Below are 19,920 nucleotides of genomic sequence, written 5' to 3'. Positions count from 1 at the left end.
CCACCCCGCCCGGCCCCCTTCGAACTGGTCGTGCGGCTCAGTACCTTCGAGGACCCCGGGTGGTGACCGGATCGCCTCGGCGACTTCGCAAATCGCGGACCTTCAGACCGACGCGTCTTGCCTGTCCTGCATCACCCGCGCGATGTCGGCCAGCGTCATCGCTTCCGCAAGTTCGTCGATTCCGATCTCGACGCCGGGGTCTCTTTCCAGCACGAGGGACAGTTCCACCACGAACAGTGAGTCCAGACCGAGAGCCGCTGGCGTGGCGTCGGGGGAGAGCAGTTCGGGCTGAACCTGGAATCTGTCGGTCAGGATGCTGACCAGAATGTCGTACATACCGTCTCTCCGGAGTGGGTCAGTGCGGGCGGTCGAGGCGCGGCCACACGAGGGTGGTGGCGCCCCAGGTCAGGCCGCCGCCGAAGGCTGTGAGAAGGACGCGGTGTCCGGGCTCAAGCTCGCCTGAGCGGCTGGCGTGATCAAGAAGGATCGGGATCGATGCGGCCGAGGTGTTGCCGACATGCTCGATATTGGACAGTGCACAGGCCGCCGCGATACTCAGCCGTTCCGGGAGCATGGCGTTGATCCGCGCGTTCGCCTGATGAGGGATGATCCGGTCCACGTCCTGCGGCTTCCACCTCGCGGCATCCAAAGCCGCGCGGGAGGCGGATTCCATGTGCTCCAAGGCCCGCCGGAATACCTCCCGTCCCTCAAGACGCAGATAGGGGTCCGCCGGGGCACCGTTTGCCTGCGAGCGTTCCTCGGATCCGCCGCCGCGCATAGTGATCAGTTCGCGGCCGCCGCCATCGCTGCCCAGCACGCAGGGCCCCAGGGCGCCGGGTTCCTCGCAGTGGCCCGAGCGCAGAACAACAGCGCCGGCGCCGTCGCCGAAGAGCATGCTCGTGGGGTCTTCAGGGTCGACGCTCAGCGACAGCGCATCACTACCGATCACCAGAACGCTGTCAGCCGTGCCCGCAGCGATCAGGCCCTGAGCGACACCCAAGCCGTAGACGAAGCCGGCGCACACGGCCTGTACGTCTAGTGCGGCCACACCGGCCATCCCCAGCCGTGAGGCGACGCTCGGAGCAGTGCCGGGGCACGGCCTGTCCGGTGACGTGGTGGCGACGACCACAGCTGTGACATCGCCGACAGGTGACCGGGCCAGTGCCTCGCGACCGGCCGCGACAGCCAGATCCCCACTGGTGGTACCCGGCTCCACGATGTGTCGGAATCGGATGCCGGAGCGCCGGAACATCCATTCGGGCGACCGGCCCAAGCGCTCGGCCAGTTCTCCATTGGCCACCTGGCGCGTCGGCAAACACGATCCGACAGCCACGAGAACGGACGCCGGGACTCCTTGATCTCTCACCTCTCCACCCTTGGCCTCGGACACGGACACGGACCAGGAAACTGTTCGGGCAACGTCAGCACTTTCTTAGATCTGGCATCGTCGGGGTCCGCCTCCAAGAGAGCCCCCGTCCAGAACGCTGACACACATGCAGCAGAATGCCCGGCAGACACCCAAGAGGCAGGAAGTTCACGAAGTCACAGGCATGCGCCATGTCGCCTGCGGCACGGTCCTATCACGCCGGACTGCCCAGCAGACCGAGCGACTCACAGCCCCGGGCGACTGCGCATGATCCGACCGAACGACGAGCCGAGTTCGCCAGGCAGCAGAGCGATGTCGGCCCCGAAACCTCCCCCCGAGCTCACGCCTGCCCGCCGCCGTCCACTGCCTGTCCCGCCTCTCCGATGACCAGCACATCAGCGCCTGCCAGAGCGACGACCTCCTCTGGCGGGTCGAGATGATGGACAGGGACGGAGACCAGAAGGTCACCTCCGCGGAGTTCGCGGAGTTCGCGGCTGTCGCGGCTGTCGCGGCTGTCGCGGAGGAGCGTGAAGTCGGCCTTCGAGAAGGTTCACCCCGACGAGCCGAAGTCAGTAGCGCTACCGGGGCAGCTTGGCGTGGCGCTCGGGGTGGGCGGCGGCGACGTAGCGCATGGCGGTCTGCTCTGTGATGCCGAACAGGCGCATCAGTCTGAGCGGGTCGGCGCTTTCGGCAGCTTCGTTGAGAATGCGGTCCTGTCGCAGACCGCTCAGAGTCAGCCCGCGGGGTAGGGCTCCGCTCAGAAGGCCGATGCTGACCGCCGGGTGGTCGGGGTCCACCGCGGTCTTCTGGCTGACCAGCAGGTGAGGATTGGCCGAGGCGGGCCAGCGCTGGTGGCGGTAGGCCGTCCAGTCGACCGCGAGTTGGTGGGTGAGCTCCTCCAGGTAGAGGGTGTGCCGCAGGAGCCCGCGCCGTACTTCGAGGGTGCCGCGGGAGAGGTCGAGTCCCGTGGTGCGCAGGGTCCGGATCTCCTTGCCGGGCAGCGCGTGGATGGCGGCGAAGGCCACGACCAGGCGGCCGAGCGGTGTCGTCGCCTGATCGAGCAGCCCCATCAGGATGTCGGAGGGAATGGATTTCGGGATGCCCTTGATATCGCCGACCGGGAGGTCCCGGGCGGGGTTGCGGAAGATCACGCGTTCACGCTTCAGCGCGCGGAACAGGCTGCGCAGGGCCGTGGCCGGCCCTCGGCGGGCGTAACCGGACAACCCGTCCACGACGGCCTCCACTTGGTCTTTGGTGATCTCCCTCAGCGAGGTCACGCCGGCGGCCGTGGTCCAGGCGGTGAGGGTGGGCTGGAGGTTGGTGAGGTAGCGGCGGATGCCGTCGTACCCGCGCGGCTCGCCCTCGCGGGGGCCCTGTTCGCGCATGACCTTCACCCAGGTCCTCACTTCGCTCGCGACTGACTCTGGCAGCGCGGTGAGGGCCGACTCGATCCATGCCAGATCCGCGTCCCGATGCAGGTCGGGGTCTCCCACCAGCAGGCCGCAGGCGCGGAGGAACTGGCAGACGGGCTTGGCCGCGAGGTTCACGTCGATCCGGGCCAGGTCGTACACGTCGCGCTCGAAGACGGCCGTCTCGGCGCCGAGCCAGAACAACAGGATCGTGAGCGTGCGGGTGTTCTTCCGGTAGTCCGGCCGCTGCGCCGGTCGATCACGGGTGAAGTCCTCGACCAGGCGGCGGGCGGTCTCGGTCAGCGGCGGCTCGCCCGTAGGCATGCTCCGCAGCCGGGCCAGCACGGGGGCCCAGTCGCGCCGGATGGTGAACAGCGGCTCCTGCCCGCGGCTCGTATGCACAGCGGGCCGCCGCTCGTCGTAGTCCGGTACCTCGCTGTCGCCGACCGAAAACGCCTCGAACGGCCCGCCCTTGCCTGTCGGCAGCGAGATCACCAGTTGCGTGAACCGCGGGAGGCGGGGCGGGCTTCGTCGAGCAGGCGGTAGCGGTGGCAGCTGCGGCAGCGCTCGTCACGCAGAGCCAGCCCGTCGCGACCACAGCGGCAGCACCGGCCCCGCCCCGTCCGCTCCCGCCAGTGCCGGCACGGATCACAGACGAATCCTGCCCGCCGACCGGCGGGAATCCAGGCGTAGCAGTCGGCGCACTGGCGCGGTGCGCGAGGCGGTAGCGGCGCCGGAGCGGAGATATACGGAGTGCGGGAGGGCTGGTCCGACCTGGAAAACCGCATGGGCTCGGGCGCCTCGTCCAGCAAGCCGGCTCGCAGCAGGACCAGGCGGACCGCGTCCCCGTTGGTCGGAAGGTCCCGCAGCATGGTCTCGGGAAGCCGCTCGGCCCCCTCGGCCTCGCGCACGGCCAGGGCGAGGCGGACCCTCTCGGCGACCTTGCGGCGCCAGCCCGCCGTCATCCCGTGTTCGGCCTCCATCGCCTCGATCACCTGCCGGGCCTGCTCCCATCCAGCGACAGGCCGGCCGATGATCGCACTGACCGTGGCGTCACCCAGCACCCTGGGCACCGTGAAGAGCGGGACCTGGCCGCGTACCTGCGCCTCCAGCGCCGGCGGGCCGACGGGAACGGCCCGCTGCTTCCGGAGCTTCGTCCACCACTCGACCCCCACGCTCAGCCCGTTCTTGGTGGGCCGGCGCAGCGGCCGGGCAGACATCGACCGGTCGCCGTACGTGCCCCCGACCATGAGCTGGACCGGCCGCGGCCGCGCCTCCTCCAGCCCCAGCGCCCACTCGGCATCGTCCTCGGCCCGGATCGCCATGAGGCAGGGCTTGCACAGCCCGTCCGTATTGAGGTGTGCCTCATGCCGACACCGCGGGCACACCCCGCGCTCGGGGTACTTCCTCGCCCAGGGCCGGCACCCGTCGCACACCCGGTTCCAGTACACGACCATCCACCCCAGGCACACCGGGCAGCTCCGCGCCAGCCCTTTCCCTCGATCCACCGCCACCGGCCAAGCCCCTCAGCTCGGCGGGAGCGAGCGCGGACCAGCACCACGACGGCCGCGCGGCACGGGCCGTACTGAGCCCGACCCCGGCCCTTCCTCGGCGCCGACCGCGCGCTGGCCGGACTCCGGCGCGGCCTGGCCCGCCGCGAGCGGCTCCGCCTGGAGGAGGTCGGCGACCGTGCAGTTCAGCGCCGCGCACATCTTGTCCAGGTCATCGAGGCGCACCGTGACCGGCGTGCCGCTCCACGGCGCGGCCACCTTGCTCAGCGACGGGTTGAACCCGACCTGCTGGAAGGCGGCGAGCACCTCGGTCGGCCGCCACAGGTCCCGCTGGGCGGCCACCATCCGCAGATTCCACTTCACCGAAGGTTCCCCTTGTCCATCACCAGTCGTTGAGCCGCCCGGGAGCTGGCCGCCAGATTCGCGAGCTCCGGGTCAGCGTGCGCGGTCGCCATGTACCGAAGAGTCGTAGTTGCCCAGTCGTGTCCGAGGACCTTCTGGACCTCCCAAAGTGTCATCCCACGCTCATAGTTGTGGGTCGTGCAGGCATGCCGCAGCAGGTGCGGAAACAGGTCGGTGACCGGGCCCGTCAGGTAGTGCGCGGCCGCGGTATGCAACGCCTTTCGGAACGTCGAAGGCACGATCGCCGGGGCGATCGGCACGTTCAGGTCGGCGATCGCCTTCGACTTGCGCTCCGAGGGCCACAGCGGCGCCCGCGGGTGCTCCGCGTCGTCTCCGAACTCGCCCCGGATCTCCTCGATGTACCGCCACAGCGGGGCCCGGCCCTCCTGGAAGAGGTACGCCTCCCTCGGGCGGGGACCGGAGCCCCGGGCGCCCTTCCCCAGGACGACGAACCGGCCCCACTGGCCGTGCTCCCAGTGGATGTCGCCCAGGCACACCCCGCACAGCTCGGCCGCCCGGACACCGGAGAGGTAGGCGACCTTCGTCATCACGTAGTCGCGGCAGGCGACCGCGTACTTCCGCGCGTTCGGCAAGTCCTCGCGCCACCGGCCAAGGAAGTCCTTCATCGCCGTCTGGGACGGCGGGATGCGCAGCCCGAAGTCCCCGCGGTGACGCGGCCGGTTGAACGCGTCGATCACAATGCCCTGCCGGCCTGGCTCCATCACTACAATCACCACCGCCCGCACGCCACAACCGGCGGCAACCCCCCCGTCACCAGGTTGACCAACCTCCCTGGGCAGTACAACTAGGGCGTGTTGCGAAAGTAGCGCCGTCCGCCCGCAGGGCGGGCTCCGCGGCGTCTGGTGCGTGCGATCGCAAGGCGGAGGGTCGTCCTCGTACTGGACGTACTTGGATGATCCCGACAACGCGGCGAGCGTGCGTGCCAGGCGTCGTGGAGCAGGCGGGACTTTCGCAACACGCCCTAGCCGTTCGGTCGGCGTACGGCCGAGATCAGGCCGCCGGGCCGTTCCTCCCGCTGGGGCGGGGTGCTGATCGGGCGGCCGTAGGCGGCGGCGCGCTCGCGCAGGGTGTGGCCCTCGGCCTCCCACCCGTGCCCGGCCAGCCAGCCGACCGGGTCCTCGGGCATCTCCGAGACCCACATGGACGCGGCCGATCCCGGTCCGGCGTCCGCGCCGAAGCGGTCGATCACCCCGCGCGAGCCCAGGGTCAGCCCCATCCGGCTGCCGGGTGCGGAGCCGGCACCGATCCGGGTCAGCAGCAGCTCCACCGCGTCCTCGGGCAGGTAGATCAGCAGCCCTTCGGCGATCCACACCGTCGGCAGCGCGGGGTCGTGCCCGGCGCCGGCCAACGCAGCGGGCCAGTCCTCACGCAGATCCACCGGGACGGTGATCCGGGTGCAGCGCGGGACGGCCCGCTCCTGGCGCAGCACCGAGGCCTTGAAGTCCAGCGGCTCGGCGGTGTCGACCTCGAACAACCGGGTGCCCTCGGGCCAGTCCATCCGGAAGGCCCGGCTGTCCATGCCCGCGCCGAGCAGCACGACCTGCCGGACGCCGGCCGCGGAGGCCTGCTCCAGCAGGTCGTCGAGGAACTTCGTCCTGATGATGATGGAGAACGCCACGCCCAGCCGGCGCCGCCGCGAGGCATCGTCCCCGCGCGGCGGCAGGGCCGAGTCCGGCCCGAGCCCGCCGGCGGTGGCGAAGGCCAGCGCCAGCGGGTCATGGAACAAGGCGTTCTCACGCGCGGTCTCCAGGGCCCGTACCCGGGCCACCCCGACCGCCGTGGCCCACACTCCGGACGGCTGTACCCGCCCCCGCTCCTCAGCCATCGCAGCAGCCTAGCGCGGTGGCGGCTGCGAACCCGGGCGGGTCCCATGGGCCTGCCCCGCCGCATGAACACGTAGCGGACCGGCCGCTGGGCCCATGTGTCGTGGCGGGCCGCGGCGTTCGCGGCCTTGGCCGCGTCGATGAGCTCACGCAGGGCGTCCGTTGCTCGGGGGTGCAGGGGGATGTCCGCGACCTTGTACACGTCGAGTCCGGGGGTGAAGGGGCGGCCGTGGCTGACGTCGGGGAGGGCGAGGGCCGCCTGGCGGGCGGTGTCCTGGAGGCGGTCACCGGCCGTGCTCACCGGGCCGCCCGCGTGCCGGTGCCGTAGGTGTGCGGGTCGAGGGCTGCTCGGCCTTGGGCTGGTGGGAGACGACGAGCGGGTAGGAGTCGGTGACGAGTTCCCTGACGAGCTTCTTGTCGACGCCTGTCCCGCCCTCCAGCGTGATCCAGGGTTTCTTGTCCATGTGGTAGCCGGGGGTGATGTGGCTGTTGTGTTCCCGGAGAGCGTGGGCCTCGCCGGGGTCCGCCTTGAGGGTCACGACGGGGCGTCCGGGGACCTCGGTCATCAGCATGAACACCTTGCCGCGTACCTTGAAGACCTCCCAGTCCGGGCGGAAGGGATGCTCCAGCCGGGCTCCGGGAAGTTCTCCGCGCACTCGGCGGCGAACGTCTGCAGGGTCGATCCGTTCATGAGTGTTTCCTTCCTCGGGTCCAGAGGGATCGGCCCCATGCGTCCTGGTCAGGCCGCCGGGCGACGAGAATGGGGCGCGGGCCTGTCACCGGTGCTGTGCGGTGCGCAGCTCGTCGGTGAACCGGGCGAGGGCCTCCTCGGCCGTGGGGACGGGGCCGAACAACTGCTCCTGGCGGCGGGGGTCGGCGACGTAGCGTCCGGTCTCGAACCAGCGGAACATCGCGGCCATGTCCTTGATCAGGGGCACGAAGCGGCCGGCGACGGCTCCTGCGGCGCGGGCGACGGCGGACGGGACGGCCCACACCTTGATCTTCTTTCCGGCCCGGCTGCCCATCACGTCGGCGACCTCGCGCATGCTGACCGGACGGTCCCAACCGATGTCGATCCGCTCACCGGCCTCGGCCTCGGCGTCGACCGCGGCTGCCAGGTACGCCGCGAGATCGGAGGTGTGGACGAAGGTCAGCGGGACGGTGGCCTTGCCGATCCACACCATGCGGCCCTTGTCGACCGGGTCGCCCGCCATGCTCGCGACCTGGTCGAGGAACGCCCCCGGGCGCAGGGCGACGAACGGGACGCCGAGCTGTTCGAGCTTGTCCTCGGCGAGCTTCTTGTGCCAGAAGTGCGGGACATCGGGCGTCTGGTCGCTGGTGAGGATGCTGGTCAGGACGAACCGCCGGATGCCGGTGCGGTGGGCGGCCTCGGCGAGGTTGGCGTTGCCGATGGTGTCGATGTCGTTGGCGTTCTTGCCGCCGCGGGTGTAGCCGGCGGCGGTGGTGATGACGGCGTCGGCGCCGTTCATGGCTGCCACGAGCGAGTCGACGTTGAGCATGTCGCCGCGGGCGATCTGAACGCCCCGGCTTTCGAGCCGGCCGGCGTCGCTGGCCGGCCTCACCAGGGCGCGGACGTTCTTGCCGCGCTTGAGGAGTTCGTCGACGACCTTGCTCCCCAGGGAGCCGGTCGCCCCGACGACGAGGACCGGGAGGATCGTTGAGTCGGTGGCAGGCATGAGGGTCTCACTTTCCATCAGGCTGGTGGGCGGTGGCTGCAGACATAGGCGCCTGCGTGCCGGGCGGGGCAATGGAGGCGGGCCGTCGGGGCGGATCCGTAGTGCGCCTCGCCGCCACGTGCCGGGTCCGAAGGCAGCCGGGACGGGGTGGGTGGTATGGCCGCCTGGAGGTGGTCGCGCCGCATGCGGCACGGTGTGCACCCCAGTCCGCGTGCCCCTCATCACGTGTGGTGTGGCGTACGCGGGCGTGGGGTGCACACCGGGGAGTCACGCGGACTCTTCTTCCGGCAGCGCGCGGCTGCTGATCGCCTTGGTGATGGCGTACGCGGTCTCGACGAAGGACTCCGCCTGCTGCTCCGACAGATTCCGGGCCGAGGTCTCCTCCAGGGCCTGCCACAGGGCTGCGATGGGTTCGCGCATGGCACGGCCCTTGTCGGTGAGGTGGACCACCATGACGCGCCGGTCATGTGCGGCCGGCTCGCGTATGACCAGGCCGCCGTCCTGCATGCGGCGTAGCGCCTTGGAGATGGTGGAGTGGTCCACGCCGAGGCATTCGAGCAGCTCGGACTGGGTCTGGCCGTCCCGGTCCAAGAGCTGCATCAGCAGCAGTTCCTGTCCGGGATGCAGGTCCATCGCGCGCAGCAGGGTGGCGGCGTAGGCGCGGTGGGCGCGGGCGAGTTGGAAGATCGCGTAGCTCATCGGTCCTGCGCCGGCCGTCGTGGGGATGCGGGGTTCGGGGGTGGGCATGGTTCGTTCCTCAGCCGGTGTGGGTGGGGTAGTCGGTGTAGCCGGCCACTCCGCCGCCGTAGAAGGTCGCCGGGTCGGGGGTGTTCAGCGGCGCGCCGGCGCGGAGCCGCTCGACCAGGTCCGGGTTGGCGAGCGCGAGGGCGCCGACGGAGACGAGGTCGGCCGTGCCGTTGTCGATGTCCTTGGCGCGGGCGGGCAGGTCGGTGCCGCCCCGGTTGAGGATCAGCGTGGTCGGCCACAGCGCGCGCAGGGTGCCCAGCAGCTCCTCGTCGCCCGCGTGCATCACGTGGAGGTAGGCCAGGTCCAGGGGGCGCAGGGCGTCCAGGAGCGCCGGATAGAGCTCGGCGGTGTCGGACTCGGCGATGTCGTTGTAGGGGTTGGCGGGGGAGATACGGATACCGGTGCGCTCGGCGCCGATCTCGTCGGCCACCGCGGCGGCGACCTCGACGGCGAAGCGGATGCGGCCCTCGATCGAGCCGCCGTAGCCATCGGTGCGCTGATTGGTGTTGTCGGACAGGAACTGGTGCACCAGGTAGCCGTTGGCGCCGTGGATCTCCACGCCGTCGGCGCCGGCCGCGACGGCGGCCGCTGCGGCGCGGCGGAAGTCCTCGACGGTCGCCGCGACCTCCTGTGTCGACAGAGCACGGGGGGTCGGCATCTCCTGGGGCCCGGACGCGGTGAACATCGTGCCCTGCGGCCGGATCGCCGAAGGGGCGACCGGCCGGCGGCCGTGGGGGGTGTTGTCGGGGTGGGCGATGCGTCCGGTGTGCATCAGCTGGATGACGATCCGGCCGTCGGCCGCGTGCACGGCGTCGGTGACCTTGCGCCACCCGGCGATCTGCTCGTCATTGTGGACGCCGGGGGTCAGGAGGTAGCCCTGGCCGTCGGCGGAGGGCTGGGTTCCCTCGGTGATGACGAGCGCATGCGAGGCCCGCTGGGCGTAGTACTCGGCGTTCAGCTCGGTCGGTACGCCTTCAGGTGTGGAGCGGTCACGGGTCATGGGGGCCATGACCAGGCGGTGCGGCAGAGATATGCCGCCAAGAGTGGTCGGCGTCCACAGGGAATTCAGCATGAGGGGGTCCTTCGATATGGCGGTGACCGGCCGGTCACCGTAGAGGCAGCGGGTGGTCGTGGGGAGGCGGTGGGCGGGCGTGCTCAGTCGACGGTCAGGACGAGCTTGCCCCGCACGTGCCCGGCGTCGCTGACCTGCTGGGCCGTGGCCGCCTGGTCGAGCGGGTAGGCGGTGACGGTGGTGACGAGCTTGCCGGCCGCGGCGTCCTGGGCCAGGGCGGCCAAGCGGGCGGTCGAGCGTTCCTGCGACCCCTGGGAGAAGGTGATGCCCAGCTGCCGTGCACCGAAGTCGGCGATGGTGACGATGCGCCCGGTGCCGCCCCGCAGGGTGATGGAGTCCTCCAGGGCGCCCTTCCCGGCCAGATCGAACACCGCGTCCACGCCGTCGGGGGCCAGCGCTCGCACCCGCTCGACCAGACCGTCGCCGTACACGGTCGCGGTGGCGCCGAGCGAGGTGAGGTAGTCCTGGTTGGAGGGGCCCGCGGTGGCGATCACGCGTGCTCCGCGGGCCGTGGCGAGCTGGACCGCCAGGGTTCCGACCGCTCCGGACGCGCCGTGCATCAGCACGGTCTCCCCGGCGGCGACCCCCAGCAGGTTCAGGACCCGCTCGGCCGTCTCGCTGGCGACGGGCAGCGCGACCGCGTGCTGCCAGTCGAGGCCGGCGGGCTTGGGGGCCACGGTGGTGGCCAGCGCGTACTGGGCGTACGAGCCGGTGTCCGACCAGCCCAGCACCTCATCGCCGGCCTGGACGTCGCTCACGCCCTCACCCAGGGCGTCCACCACGCCGGCGAGCTCGCCACCGGGGACGGCGGGGAAGGTCGTCGGGCGGACGGCCTCCAGCATCCCGGAGCGGATCTTGCCGTCCAGGGCGTTCAGCCCGGCGGCCTTCACGCGGACCCGGACCTGGCCGGGGCCGGGCTGCGGGACCTCGATGTCCGCCTCGTGCAGCACGTCCGGGCCGCCAAACTGGTTGAAAACGATTGCCTTCATGATGCCTCCATTCCCTTTGGCCACCAAAAGTATGGCTGGCCACATAATCAACGTAACAGCAATCATGTGGCTAGCCAAGCATTCGCGGACGGGGGGCGAAGGCAGCCACCTCGGCTCGCTTCGGGGTGCGCCGACCGCTTGTGTGGCCGACCACGTGAACGAACGCGACGACCGCCAGGGTGTGAGCAAGGGTCAGCACCCCTCGGTGCCACCGTCTACCGCATCCTCGCCGAGGATGAAGTGGAGGGGTCCAGCCAAGATGAGGCCAAAAGGGCCCATGGGATGATCTTGACTCCGCAACGGTCCGCACCGGGCCGGGTCTATGGTCTCGGCATCCTCCCCGGGAGTGCACCTGGGCCGGTTGGAAGACGGCGGGCCGGTGGGACGCCCAGATCAGATGGACGGCGGGATACGCGAGGGGCTGCACCAGCGACCCGCGCAGCCGTGACGGCCTGTCGATGCAGGCACGCCACCGCCATGCAGACCGAGGGCAACTTCCTCGGCCGTGCAGGTGGTGCGCTCATACCGGTGTGGGTGCATGGGCGCCGACGTCGTCGGGGGTGGCGATGCGTTCGATCCGCGGGTCGGCGAGCCGGACGTAATCGGCGCCGGAGATGACGGCGGAGCGGTCGAGGCGGGCGGCGTTGAAGTAGAGCTGTGGCCGGGCGACGATCTCAGGGTCGGCGACGAGTTCGAGATCGGGATCGAACGCGAAGGGGAGAACCGTGCCGGGGACGGCGTGGGCCAGTCGTTCGGCGGTCGCCGCGTCGCTGAATCCCACATAGCGGGCGTCGAAGAGCTGGCGGACGGCGTCCAGGTCGACGCGCCGGTCGCCAGGGACGACCGCGAGCACGTGGCGGGTGGTGCGCCGGTCGGTCCTGACTCTGAGGATGATGCACATGGCTGCGTGGGACACGGGGTGACCGCGCACGGCACTGACCGATTCCGTGGTGCCGTCCGGTTCGTGGCCGATGAGCCGGTAGGGGATCTGGGTGGTGTCGAGCAGGCGATCAGACGCTGCTAGGTGCCGGGGTAGGGAACGTTCTGTCCTCTTCCACGGTTTCGGCGGTGATAGCGCGGTGAGTGCGTTCGATGGCCTGGCCCCAGTACGTTCCGGCGATCATGAGCACGGCGCCGAGGGAGGCCCACACCGTGAGCCGTTCGCCGCCGAGAGTGATCCCGATCGCGACGGCCCAGATTGGCTCGGTCCCCAGCAGCAGGCTGGCCCGGCTGGCAGAGGTGCGTTGCACGGCCCACGTCTGGGCGAGGAAAGCGAACACGCTGCAGAACAGGGCGAGATAGATCAGCTGCGACCATGTGGTGGCGCTGCTGTGGGCCAGGTCGGGCAGGTGAATCAGGGCGGGTGCCAGGAACAACGCCGAGCCGACGACGGTCTGGACTGTCGTGAGGTGGAGCGGGTCCATGGGGCGGCGGGCGGTGAGCCGTCCGACGAGCGCGACGTGCCCGGCCCGTACGACCGCGGCGGCGAGCACCAGGGCGTCGCCGAGCTGTAGCGCGTGCAGTCCGGTGCTGGAGGAGAGCAGCCCGACGGCCAGCACACACAGGCCGGCGGCGACGAAGAACGTCCAGGGCAGTCTGCGGCTTCTCGCGGTCCGGTCCAGCAGCGGCGTCAGCACAATGGTCAGGCTGATGATCACCCCGGCGTTCGCGGCGCTGGTGCGCGCGACCCCGTAGGTCTCCAGCGCCAGAACGGCTGCCTGCGTGACCCCCAGCAGCGACCCGGCTCGGACCTCTGCGCGGGTCCAGCGCCGCGCCCGGCGACAGGAGACGACCAAGGCTCCGCACGCGAGCACGGAGATCGCGTACCGGGCGAACAGCACGCTGGTGACCGGGAGCGCACCGGTGGCCGTCTTGGCCGCCAGATAGCTCGAACCCCAGATCAGCGCGATCAGGAACAGCACTACATCGGTACGGCGTGCAACGGGCATACCCCCACGCTGCACCACCAGGATGTTGAAGTCGAGAACCAGTCTCTAAAGCAAAGCTGTAGCAGCCCTACACTGTCAGCATGGATGAGCGGCAACTTCAGATCCTGCGGGAACTGGGAGAACTGGGCAGTGTCAGTGCGGTCGCCCAGGCACTGCACGTGACACCTTCAGCGATCTCCCAGCAGTTGCGCCTGTTGCAGCGCTCGATCCCCGTCCCGCTCACCGAGCGCGCCGGGCGCCGGGTGGTACTGACCGAAGCCGGGCAAGCCCTGGCCCGCGCGGCCATCGAGGTGGAGACAGCCCTGGCCCGGGCACGACACACCATCACCGACTTCGCAGAGCAGCCCGACGGCGACGTCTCGCTGGCGGCGTTCCACAGCGCGGCCTCCGCGTTCTTCCCCCTGCTGCTGCGCAGCCTCGCCGGACCGGGCCGCCCACGACTGGCTCTCGCCGACGAAGATGTCGCCCAGGACCGCTTCCCCGCCCTCACCCGGGACTACGACCTCGTTCTCGCCCACCGCCTCGACCACGGCCCGCCCTGGCCACGCACCGTCACCGCCAGCACCCTGCTGCGGGAGCCGCTCGATGTCGCCCTGCCGGCCGGCCACCCGCTGGCCTCCAAGACGCTGCTCTCGCCCCATGACGTGGCGGACCAGCCCTGGATCACCGTCCACGACGGCTTCCCGCTCATGTCCACCATCGAAGCCATCGCCAGTGTCGCCAACCGTCGCCTCGACATCGCCCACCGCATCAATGAATTCGCCGTGGTCGCCGAGGTCGTAGCCGCCGGCGGCGGCCTGGCGCTGATGCCACGCTGGACAGCCCGCGAGCACCCGAACCTCGTCCTGCGGCCGCTGGGTGCAGTCCACGCGCGACGCCACATTGACGTCCTCCACCGACCGGAACGCACCGCACGACGGGCCGTCCGAACCGTCCTCGCCGAGTTGCACCGCGCCGCCACGGAAATCCAAAACCGCGACACCGACGCGCCTCACCCCGATGCCGGCACCTCCGCAACCACATGAAACCGAGAGAGCACGGTCGGAGTCGTGGCCGGGTGTTTCGGGGTGGTCAGCGTGTGTTGATGCGGGCCCAGAGGGGGTCGTGGGTGGCGGGTGTGAAGTGGTGTAGCTACAGCCGGCCGGCGAGGTGGTGGAGGAAAGCGGTCTGGTTGTCGCGGGTGAGGCCGTGTGGGCAGGCCGGAATCCTCCCCTTGACGAGCGTGCGTAGACGCGGACCTCGTACCTCGCCGACTCACCTGGCCGGGCAGCACATGTCTACGTAGCGCCAGCGCTCCCCGCCCCCGTCGAGTTCGTACGCGACGCCTGACGGCGAGACCGTCCAGGCCGAAGCCCTCGCCCCCGACGACCTGTTGACGGAGGTGCGGGCCGGGCTGGAGACGGTGACCGGCGCGGCCGCGCTGCAGGCAGCCCGCGACCGGTCGGCCGCCGAACGGGCCGCCATCCTCGCAGCCCTCGACCGGCCCGGCCGTCGGATCGTGGGCTAAGCGCAATGCCGTTGCGTTACGGGCTTGCGGGCTGGGGTCTTGTGATGAGGACCGCTTGAGGTCCGGTGCGGGTCGGCTGTGGCCAGGAACGGTGTTCAGTTCGCTTGAGGCGGTAGTTGGACATCTTGCGTTTCACCACGCGGGGCTGGCTGCGGAGGCGTCTGACGGGCAGGAGCCGTTCCAGGAGGTCCTGCTCGAGCATCACCAGTGCTCTGACCAGGAGGTCAGGGGGAAAAACTGCCCGGCGTGACGGTCACGCTGCGCCGGGCAGAGCGCAGCGTTTCGGTGAAGGAGACCCGGTCAGGGTCCAGGCCACGGGTGGCAGCCGTTCTCAGCATGAGTTCCCGCAGAGCGTGGTGGACCAGCAGGTGTGCCCAGATCTGCTGGTGAACACCGTCGGGTGTTTTACTGCTGAGCACGACGCGTGCGCCACGCTGATGGGTTTTGATCTCGGCGAAGACGGACTCGATCTCCCAGCGTTCGCGGTAGAGCGCGGCCAGCTGCCGGGCAGGATACCGTCGGGCGTCCAGCAGGCTGGTGACCAGGCGATAGTCGTCGGTCTCACCCTCACCGGCCCGGTCCTTGAGCCGGTAGGCCAGGACACGGACCACAACCGGCTCCTTGCGGGCCGGGCCGCCGCTCGCTCTGATGTGTGAGAGCCATGACCCGTCGCGGAACTGTTTGGTGACGGGCAGGACGCGGTTGGCGGGCACCCGCCACAGCAGGTCGGCGCCGGTGGCGGTGAACGCCTGCCACAACGGGACGCCAAGGAACCCACGGTCGGCCAGGACCAGCTGACCTGGGCCGGTCGAACGCGGCAGGCGGCCTACCAGAGTGACTTCCCCGGTGCGGCAGCCGGCCAGTTCCGCGTCCAGCACCGCATGGCTGCCGATCTCCACCAGAGCTGCCATCCGCACTTGCGGAAACGCGCTCCTGCCCGACCCGCGGCCACTGCCCGGACGTCCGAAGGCAGTCTCGTTGGCTTCACTGTCCGCGACGTCCCAGCACGTGCCGTCGACGGCGAGCAGCCGCAAGCCCCGCCAGAACGCGCCGGGCGTCGCCTCGGTCGCCATCGGCTTCGCGGTCGTGGCGAACAGCACCCGCAGCGGCTCGGAGCCCAGCCGCTGCCGGGCCCTGAACAGCGAGGACTTCGCCGGAACACGCCAGTTGCCCAGCAGCCCCGAGCCCCGCAAGCCCTCGACGAGATGGCGCATCACTTCCAGATACGGGGCAGGTGAGAACAGGGCCAACGCCAGCACGAAGTACACCACCAGCCGCGCGGGAAGCAGCCGCTGACGTCGCTCGGCACGGCCGCACGCCGTCACCACCCGGTCCACCAAGCCTGGCGGATACACCCAGGTCAACAGGCCGAGACCCGATAAGTCAGACACACTCGCAGCCATCCGAACCACCCCCGGGACGAACTGCCAAGCACAGTACGCCTACAGCAAAGGCAACGGCATTGGGGCTAAGCGTGTGTCGGTGGGTGCCACGCCTGAGGCAGGCTCAGCCCGGTCGGCAGAGACTGCCCGACAGAAGGCACCAAGCCAGACGGCGCGACACCATTCGCACGGGAGAAATCGACGTTACCGCCGAAGAACTCTGTGCCGGTGAAGTGGACCGTGCCGCCGGTGAACCCCGCGTTGCCGAAGTCGACCGTGCCGCCGAAGAACTTCGCGTTGCCGAAGTGGACCGTGCCGCCGGAGAACGTGGCCTCGGTGAAGTGGGCCGTGCCGCCGTGGAAATTCGCGCTGCCGAAGTGGACCGTGCCGCCGGAGAACCCCGCGCTGAAGAAGCTGACCGTGCCGCCGTCGAACGCCGCGTTGCCGAAGTGGACCTCGCCGCCGGTGAACCCCGCGTTGCCGAAGTCGACCGTGCCGCCGGTGAACTTCGCGTAGCCGAAGCCGACCGTGCCGCCGGAGAACTGCGCGTTGTCGAAGTGGACCTCGCCGCCGGTGAACCCCGCGTGGGGGAAGTCGACCGTGCCGCCGGTGAACCTTGCCTCGGTGAAGGTGACCACGCCGCCGGAGAACTCCGCGAAGGTGAAGTCGACGGTGCCGCCGGAGAATTCCGCGCCGGTGAAGCTGACGGCGCCGCGGGAGAACACTGCCTTGAGGAAGCTGACGGCGCCGCCGGAGAACACTGCGCCGGTGAAGTCTACGAAGCCGCCGGAGAACACGGCACGGGAAAAGTCTCCGCCGTCGAAGACGACGCTGGTGAAGTTCAGGTCGTGGCCCTGCCAGGAGTGGGGATGCTCGGGGGCGAGGCGGAGGTGGTCGCGGATGAGGCGGATGACCGTGTGCCGGACTTGCCGCCGGGCCAGGTACTCGTGCCTGGCGTGCGTGTCACCTGGTGGGAGGTCGGCCTCGGCGGTGTAGGGCAGGCGCAGGTAGGCGCACCGGACGTCGATCGCTGTTTGGCGCAGTGTGCGGGTGGGGGCGTCGTCGGCGAGGCCGGCCAGGGCGTACACGCCGCCCAGGCGTACGGCGGCGGATTCGTTGCCGAGTTGGGAGACGGCGGTGGTGAAGCGTTCGGTGTGCAGGCGAGTGGTGTCGCGCAGGGCGCCGTCCTCATCGACCCGCTGGCGCCGGTAGGCCACGACCAGGGCGACCAGGGCACCGGCCCCGGCGACGACGCCGAACGACAGTTTCACCAGGTCGAAGAGCGTCTGTGAGGTGAGTCGGCGTTCGGGCTTGAGGCCCTGGGCACCGAGTAGATCCCACCCGGCGAAGAACACTGTGGCAGTCACGGCGATCGCGATGACGAAGGTCAGGGTGAGGACGGTGCCGACGGGCCACATACGCAGGCCGCGCCGTTCGGTCCGGCGGCGGGTCAGGTTCGGGGTCACACATGGCAGGACCGTTCAGACGCCCGGCCGGTTGCGGCTCACCCCTTCATGCCATCCACCGACTCACCGGCCCGCTCTTGCGCAGCGCCGTCCTCCGACCCCCCTTCAAATCCTGCCCGGACAACGACGCCTTCCACCGCTCGATCCGTTCACTGCTGGTGGTTGCACCCTCGCTCATGACGACCCCTGCCTGTCGGGGCGACCGTATGACGAAGGCATACGGTCCGGCGCACGGCAACCAGGAGCACCCGAAGCGCATAAGGGGTGACTCTCCATGTATGGACAAAACTTCACCCCATGGCGGTGCGTGGTTGACGGTGGCACTTGACGTCCCCGTGGACGGAGCAGTCCACTGCGGCACCGGCCGTTCCATGAGCGTCCGGCAGTGGCCACGGCCCGACGCTGAGCGCGCCGCCGAGCAGGTGGAGAAGCTGCGGCTCCAGCTGGCCCGCGCCGAGGACTTCGCCGCCACCCTGGGCGTCCGCCTGGGGCTTTTCCGGCCCGGGGCCGGGCTCACGACCCGCTCGAGCCAGCCACCCGGCTTGGTAGCGAACGACTTGCCCTCGGGGACCCGGGCGGCGCGACACCGGTCCGGATCCTCGGTCCAGGACCTGGGCAGATAGAGCTCACGGTCCACCAGGGCCCGGCCCCAGGCGGAGCCATAAGCGACGAACACCCCGATCCGGCAAATTTCGGTTCGGCCGGCGTGCCGGAATATTGCCGTTGCACCCCGGCGGAGACGGTGCCCTTCTTGAGGAAGCCGGTGTCGTCGACGATCAGCACGCCGTCCGGCTGCCCGAGCCGCTCGGCCACGTAGTCCTGCAGGTCGTCACGGATCTCGTCCGCGTCCCAGCGGGCGCGGGAGAGCAGGTGCTGCAGGCCGTCGGGGGTGGCGTGGCCGGCCTGCTCGGCCAGCTGCCAGCTGCTCTTGCGGGCCATCCAGGCGTCCTACCTCGAGGCCGGCCTGCGCCAGTGTCACCTTGACGAGCCCAAGTCAGCAGCATCTCGCGCCTGTCCGTCGATCCGGGTCAGGCCAGGTCAGGCGCGAAAAAGAGCAGCGTGTACGCCGGGCAGACACTCAGCGGTCGAGGGGCACGTAGGTGCCGCCGGGCAGGTCCGGTGTTTCGGCGGCGTCGAGCAACGCGGCGGCGACGGTGGCGCGGCTGACGCGGGCGGGAAAGAGCCGATGGGGTGTTTGGCTCAAGTCCACGGTGCGACGGTGTTCGCTGAGCGGTCCGGCAGACAGCGGCCCGCAGTGAAAGACCATGCCCCCGGCGTCGAGGATGGTGGTGTCGGCGGTGACCTTGTCGGTGAGTTCGGCACCCATGGCCCGCAGCAGGGTGCGCGTCAAGGCGCCGGCCGCGGCGGCGGAGGCGCCGGTGCCGAACGCCCCCATCCAGATGATGCGCTCGGGGTCGGCGGCCACGGCGCCACGAGCACCCGCGGTCAGCACACCGACCTGGTCACGGCTGGGGATACCCAGTGCGGAGATGATGGTGGTGGCGTCTTTGAGCGCACGGCCGATGGCGTCGGTGTCCCGTACGTCGGCGCGCACTCGGATGAGCTGGTCGTCATGGCCGGTGGCCGGGAGGCGGTCGGGATTACGGGCGACGGCCGTGACGGTGTGGCCACGATCAAGGGCCTGCTGGATCAGCTGCTGCCCGGTGGCGCCCGAGGCGCCCAAAATAGTGAGATGCATGGTCGAACTCCTTATAGACGAGCGGTACTTGGGGGTTCGGCGATTTCTGCCGGGTGACGGACGCCGCGGCGGTTCAGGTGGTACTGGACAGCACGTTCAGAGCGGCGGCGTGCACTCCTGGCGCGGCGACCAGCAGGTCGGCGCCCGGCCGCCAGGGCCCGCCGTACAGGTCGGTGGCTATGGCGCCGGCTTCGGTGGCGAGCAACACACCAGCGCCCACCCCTGACATCTCGGGCCGGAACTGCCAGTAGGCGTCGTACTGGCCGGCGGCCACGCCCAGCAGCGGGAAGGTGGTGGGAACGGTGCTGCGTACCAGCAACGCGTTGCCCAGCATGGCGGCGAATGCCTTCGCCATGTGCCGGCGTTGCGCCTGCTCTTCGCCGCCGTCCTGGCTGGTGGTCATCATCGCCACTTTGAGGTCGGTCTTGGCGGACGCCTGCAGCCGAGTTCCGCTGCGGAAGGCACCGCCGCCGCGCACGGCGGTATAGGTGACGTTGCCGATGGGCTGATGCACCACGCCGAGCACAGGCTCGTTGTCGCGGACCAAGGTGATGGTGGTGCCCCATTCGGTCAGCCCGTGCAAGTGGTTGATCGCGCCTTCGACGATGTCGCTCACCCACCACTCGCCGGCGGGCAGGCCGCCTTGGTGCTGTTCCTCCTCATCCTCGCCCAGCCAGGTGGCCTGCGGCCGGATCGCGGCCAGGGCAGCCTGAACGCCCTCGGCGGCTTCTTCTTCCATAGGCCCGAAGCGGATCATGATGTCCTCACGGGTGACCGGTCGGGCATCTGGTGAGTAGCGGGCGAGTACGCGGGCGCCGATCCGTTCGGCGATCTCGACGACGGCGGGGAGCATGGCCGAGTCGTCGGTGACCGTGCTCGG

At 70.1% G+C, this 19,920-nt stretch carries 18 protein-coding genes and 4 pseudogenes; 3 read left to right on the top strand and 19 right to left on the bottom strand.

The window, feature by feature from the left end; all coding sequences use genetic code 11:
• Positions 1 to 102 precede the first annotated feature (102 nt).
• From RWE79_RS01305 to RWE79_RS01280, 6 genes and pseudogenes are all read right to left on the bottom strand, one after another.
• Complete coding sequence (locus RWE79_RS01305) at positions 103 to 336, bottom strand: acyl carrier protein (protein ID WP_475938135.1); 234 nt, start codon at positions 334 to 336, stop codon at positions 103 to 105.
• A 19-nt stretch (positions 337 to 355) separates the two neighbouring features.
• A complete protein-coding gene (locus RWE79_RS01300) occupies positions 356 to 1,300 on the bottom strand; it encodes a beta-ketoacyl-ACP synthase 3 (protein ID WP_475945543.1) in 945 nt (314 codons plus the stop codon).
• A gap of 644 nt (positions 1,301 to 1,944) precedes the next feature.
• A complete protein-coding gene (locus RWE79_RS01295) occupies positions 1,945 to 3,270 on the bottom strand; it encodes a hypothetical protein (RefSeq protein WP_475938134.1) in 1,326 nt (441 codons plus the stop codon).
• Positions 3,267 to 4,100 (bottom strand): hypothetical protein, encoded by an 834-nt coding sequence (locus RWE79_RS01290; RefSeq protein WP_475938133.1) that lies wholly within the window; start codon positions 4,098 to 4,100, stop codon positions 3,267 to 3,269. Before RWE79_RS01290 ends, RWE79_RS01295 begins: the two co-directional genes overlap by 4 nt.
• A gap of 201 nt (positions 4,101 to 4,301) precedes the next feature.
• The gene (locus tag RWE79_RS01285) at positions 4,302 to 4,649 is read right to left on the bottom strand and encodes a helix-turn-helix domain-containing protein (protein WP_475938132.1); all 348 of its coding nucleotides are present in this window, start codon (positions 4,647 to 4,649) and stop codon (positions 4,302 to 4,304) included.
• A pseudogene (locus RWE79_RS01280) lies at positions 4,646 to 5,383 on the bottom strand (site-specific integrase); the annotation flags it as partial. The pseudogene RWE79_RS01280 and the gene RWE79_RS01285, both read right to left, overlap by 4 nt.
• Between RWE79_RS01280 and RWE79_RS01275 the strand changes: the two are divergent.
• A pseudogene (locus tag RWE79_RS01275) lies at positions 5,384 to 5,497 on the top strand (IS481 family transposase); the annotation flags it as partial.
• Between the two features lie 173 nt (positions 5,498 to 5,670).
• Here the strand turns inward: RWE79_RS01275 and RWE79_RS01270 are convergent.
• The 8 genes and pseudogenes from RWE79_RS01270 to RWE79_RS01235 all read right to left on the bottom strand — a co-directional run bounded on the left by RWE79_RS01270 (position 5,671) and on the right by RWE79_RS01235 (position 12,986).
• Positions 5,671 to 6,534, bottom strand: a complete 864-nt coding sequence (locus RWE79_RS01270; RefSeq protein ID WP_475938131.1) for a class I SAM-dependent methyltransferase — start codon at positions 6,532 to 6,534, stop codon at positions 5,671 to 5,673.
• A gap of 295 nt (positions 6,535 to 6,829) precedes the next feature.
• Positions 6,830 to 7,223 (bottom strand): annotated as a pseudogene (locus RWE79_RS01265) (MmcQ/YjbR family DNA-binding protein).
• Between the two features lie 85 nt (positions 7,224 to 7,308).
• Complete coding sequence (locus RWE79_RS01260) at positions 7,309 to 8,229, bottom strand: SDR family oxidoreductase (RefSeq protein WP_475938130.1); 921 nt, start codon at positions 8,227 to 8,229, stop codon at positions 7,309 to 7,311.
• 267 nt (positions 8,230 to 8,496) lie between these two features.
• Positions 8,497 to 8,976 (bottom strand): MarR family winged helix-turn-helix transcriptional regulator, encoded by a 480-nt coding sequence (locus tag RWE79_RS01255; RefSeq protein ID WP_475938129.1) that lies wholly within the window; start codon positions 8,974 to 8,976, stop codon positions 8,497 to 8,499.
• 10 nt (positions 8,977 to 8,986) lie between these two features.
• Positions 8,987 to 10,048 carry an alkene reductase gene (locus tag RWE79_RS01250; RefSeq protein WP_475938128.1) on the bottom strand — a complete coding sequence of 354 codons (1,062 nt, stop codon included), beginning with the start codon at positions 10,046 to 10,048 and terminating at the stop codon, positions 8,987 to 8,989.
• 83 nt (positions 10,049 to 10,131) lie between these two features.
• Positions 10,132 to 11,037 (bottom strand): NADP-dependent oxidoreductase, encoded by a 906-nt coding sequence (locus RWE79_RS01245; protein ID WP_475938127.1) that lies wholly within the window; start codon positions 11,035 to 11,037, stop codon positions 10,132 to 10,134.
• A 520-nt stretch (positions 11,038 to 11,557) separates the two neighbouring features.
• Entirely contained in the window at positions 11,558 to 12,043 is a 486-nt protein-coding gene (locus tag RWE79_RS01240) for a YbaK/EbsC family protein (RefSeq protein WP_475945541.1), read from the bottom strand.
• Positions 12,044 to 12,047: 4 nt separating this feature from the next.
• Positions 12,048 to 12,986: a DMT family transporter gene (locus RWE79_RS01235; protein WP_475938126.1), complete on the bottom strand. Its 939-nt coding sequence runs from the start codon at positions 12,984 to 12,986 to the stop codon at positions 12,048 to 12,050.
• 80 nt (positions 12,987 to 13,066) lie between these two features.
• Here RWE79_RS01235 and RWE79_RS01230 point away from each other — a divergent pair, with 80 nt between their 5' ends.
• Both RWE79_RS01230 and RWE79_RS01225 read left to right on the top strand, forming a co-directional pair.
• Positions 13,067 to 14,011 (top strand): LysR family transcriptional regulator, encoded by a 945-nt coding sequence (locus RWE79_RS01230; RefSeq protein ID WP_475938125.1) that lies wholly within the window; start codon positions 13,067 to 13,069, stop codon positions 14,009 to 14,011.
• Between the two features lie 347 nt (positions 14,012 to 14,358).
• Positions 14,359 to 14,493 (top strand): hypothetical protein, encoded by a 135-nt coding sequence (locus RWE79_RS01225; protein ID WP_475938124.1) that lies wholly within the window; start codon positions 14,359 to 14,361, stop codon positions 14,491 to 14,493.
• 224 nt (positions 14,494 to 14,717) lie between these two features.
• Here the strand turns inward: RWE79_RS01225 and RWE79_RS01220 are convergent, their stop codons facing one another.
• From RWE79_RS01220 to RWE79_RS01200, 5 genes and pseudogenes are all read right to left on the bottom strand, one after another.
• On the bottom strand, positions 14,718 to 15,896 hold the full coding sequence (locus tag RWE79_RS01220; RefSeq protein ID WP_475938055.1) for an IS4 family transposase: 1,179 nt from the start codon (positions 15,894 to 15,896) through the stop codon (positions 14,718 to 14,720).
• Between the two features lie 65 nt (positions 15,897 to 15,961).
• The gene (locus RWE79_RS01215) at positions 15,962 to 17,341 is read right to left on the bottom strand and encodes a pentapeptide repeat-containing protein (RefSeq protein ID WP_475938123.1); all 1,380 of its coding nucleotides are present in this window, start codon (positions 17,339 to 17,341) and stop codon (positions 15,962 to 15,964) included.
• Positions 17,342 to 17,879: 538 nt separating this feature from the next.
• Positions 17,880 to 18,280, bottom strand: a pseudogene (locus RWE79_RS01210) (IS701 family transposase); the annotation flags it as partial.
• 139 nt (positions 18,281 to 18,419) lie between these two features.
• Positions 18,420 to 19,040 carry an NAD(P)-dependent oxidoreductase gene (locus tag RWE79_RS01205; RefSeq protein WP_475938122.1) on the bottom strand — a complete coding sequence of 207 codons (621 nt, stop codon included), beginning with the start codon at positions 19,038 to 19,040 and terminating at the stop codon, positions 18,420 to 18,422.
• Between the two features lie 73 nt (positions 19,041 to 19,113).
• On the bottom strand, positions 19,114 to 19,893 hold the full coding sequence (locus tag RWE79_RS01200; protein WP_475938121.1) for an inositol monophosphatase family protein: 780 nt from the start codon (positions 19,891 to 19,893) through the stop codon (positions 19,114 to 19,116).
• Between the last annotated feature and the right edge of the window lie 27 nt (positions 19,894 to 19,920).

The organism is Streptomyces sp. RLA131, assembly GCF_056270125.1.
Note: the sequence above shows the minus strand (reverse complement) of the source record. Positions and strands in the feature narration are given on the sequence as shown.

Coding starts and splice junctions, on each gene's coding strand:
- RWE79_RS01305 (WP_475938135.1), bottom strand. CDS start 336: ATGTACGACATTCTGGTCAGCATCCTGACCGACAGATTCCAGGTTCAG.
- RWE79_RS01290 (WP_475938133.1), bottom strand. CDS start 4,100: ATGGCGATCCGGGCCGAGGACGATGCCGAGTGGGCGCTGGGGCTGGAG.
- RWE79_RS01270 (WP_475938131.1), bottom strand. CDS start 6,534: ATGGCTGAGGAGCGGGGGCGGGTACAGCCGTCCGGAGTGTGGGCCACG.
- RWE79_RS01260 (WP_475938130.1), bottom strand. CDS start 8,229: ATGCCTGCCACCGACTCAACGATCCTCCCGGTCCTCGTCGTCGGGGCG.
- RWE79_RS01255 (WP_475938129.1), bottom strand. CDS start 8,976: ATGCCCACCCCCGAACCCCGCATCCCCACGACGGCCGGCGCAGGACCG.
- RWE79_RS01250 (WP_475938128.1), bottom strand. CDS start 10,048: ATGCTGAATTCCCTGTGGACGCCGACCACTCTTGGCGGCATATCTCTG.
- RWE79_RS01245 (WP_475938127.1), bottom strand. CDS start 11,037: ATGAAGGCAATCGTTTTCAACCAGTTTGGCGGCCCGGACGTGCTGCAC.
- RWE79_RS01235 (WP_475938126.1), bottom strand. CDS start 12,986: ATGCCCGTTGCACGCCGTACCGATGTAGTGCTGTTCCTGATCGCGCTG.
- RWE79_RS01230 (WP_475938125.1), top strand. CDS start 13,067: ATGGATGAGCGGCAACTTCAGATCCTGCGGGAACTGGGAGAACTGGGC.
- RWE79_RS01220 (WP_475938055.1), bottom strand. CDS start 15,896: ATGGCTGCGAGTGTGTCTGACTTATCGGGTCTCGGCCTGTTGACCTGG.
- RWE79_RS01205 (WP_475938122.1), bottom strand. CDS start 19,040: ATGCATCTCACTATTTTGGGCGCCTCGGGCGCCACCGGGCAGCAGCTG.
- RWE79_RS01200 (WP_475938121.1), bottom strand. CDS start 19,893: ATGCTCCCCGCCGTCGTCGAGATCGCCGAACGGATCGGCGCCCGCGTA.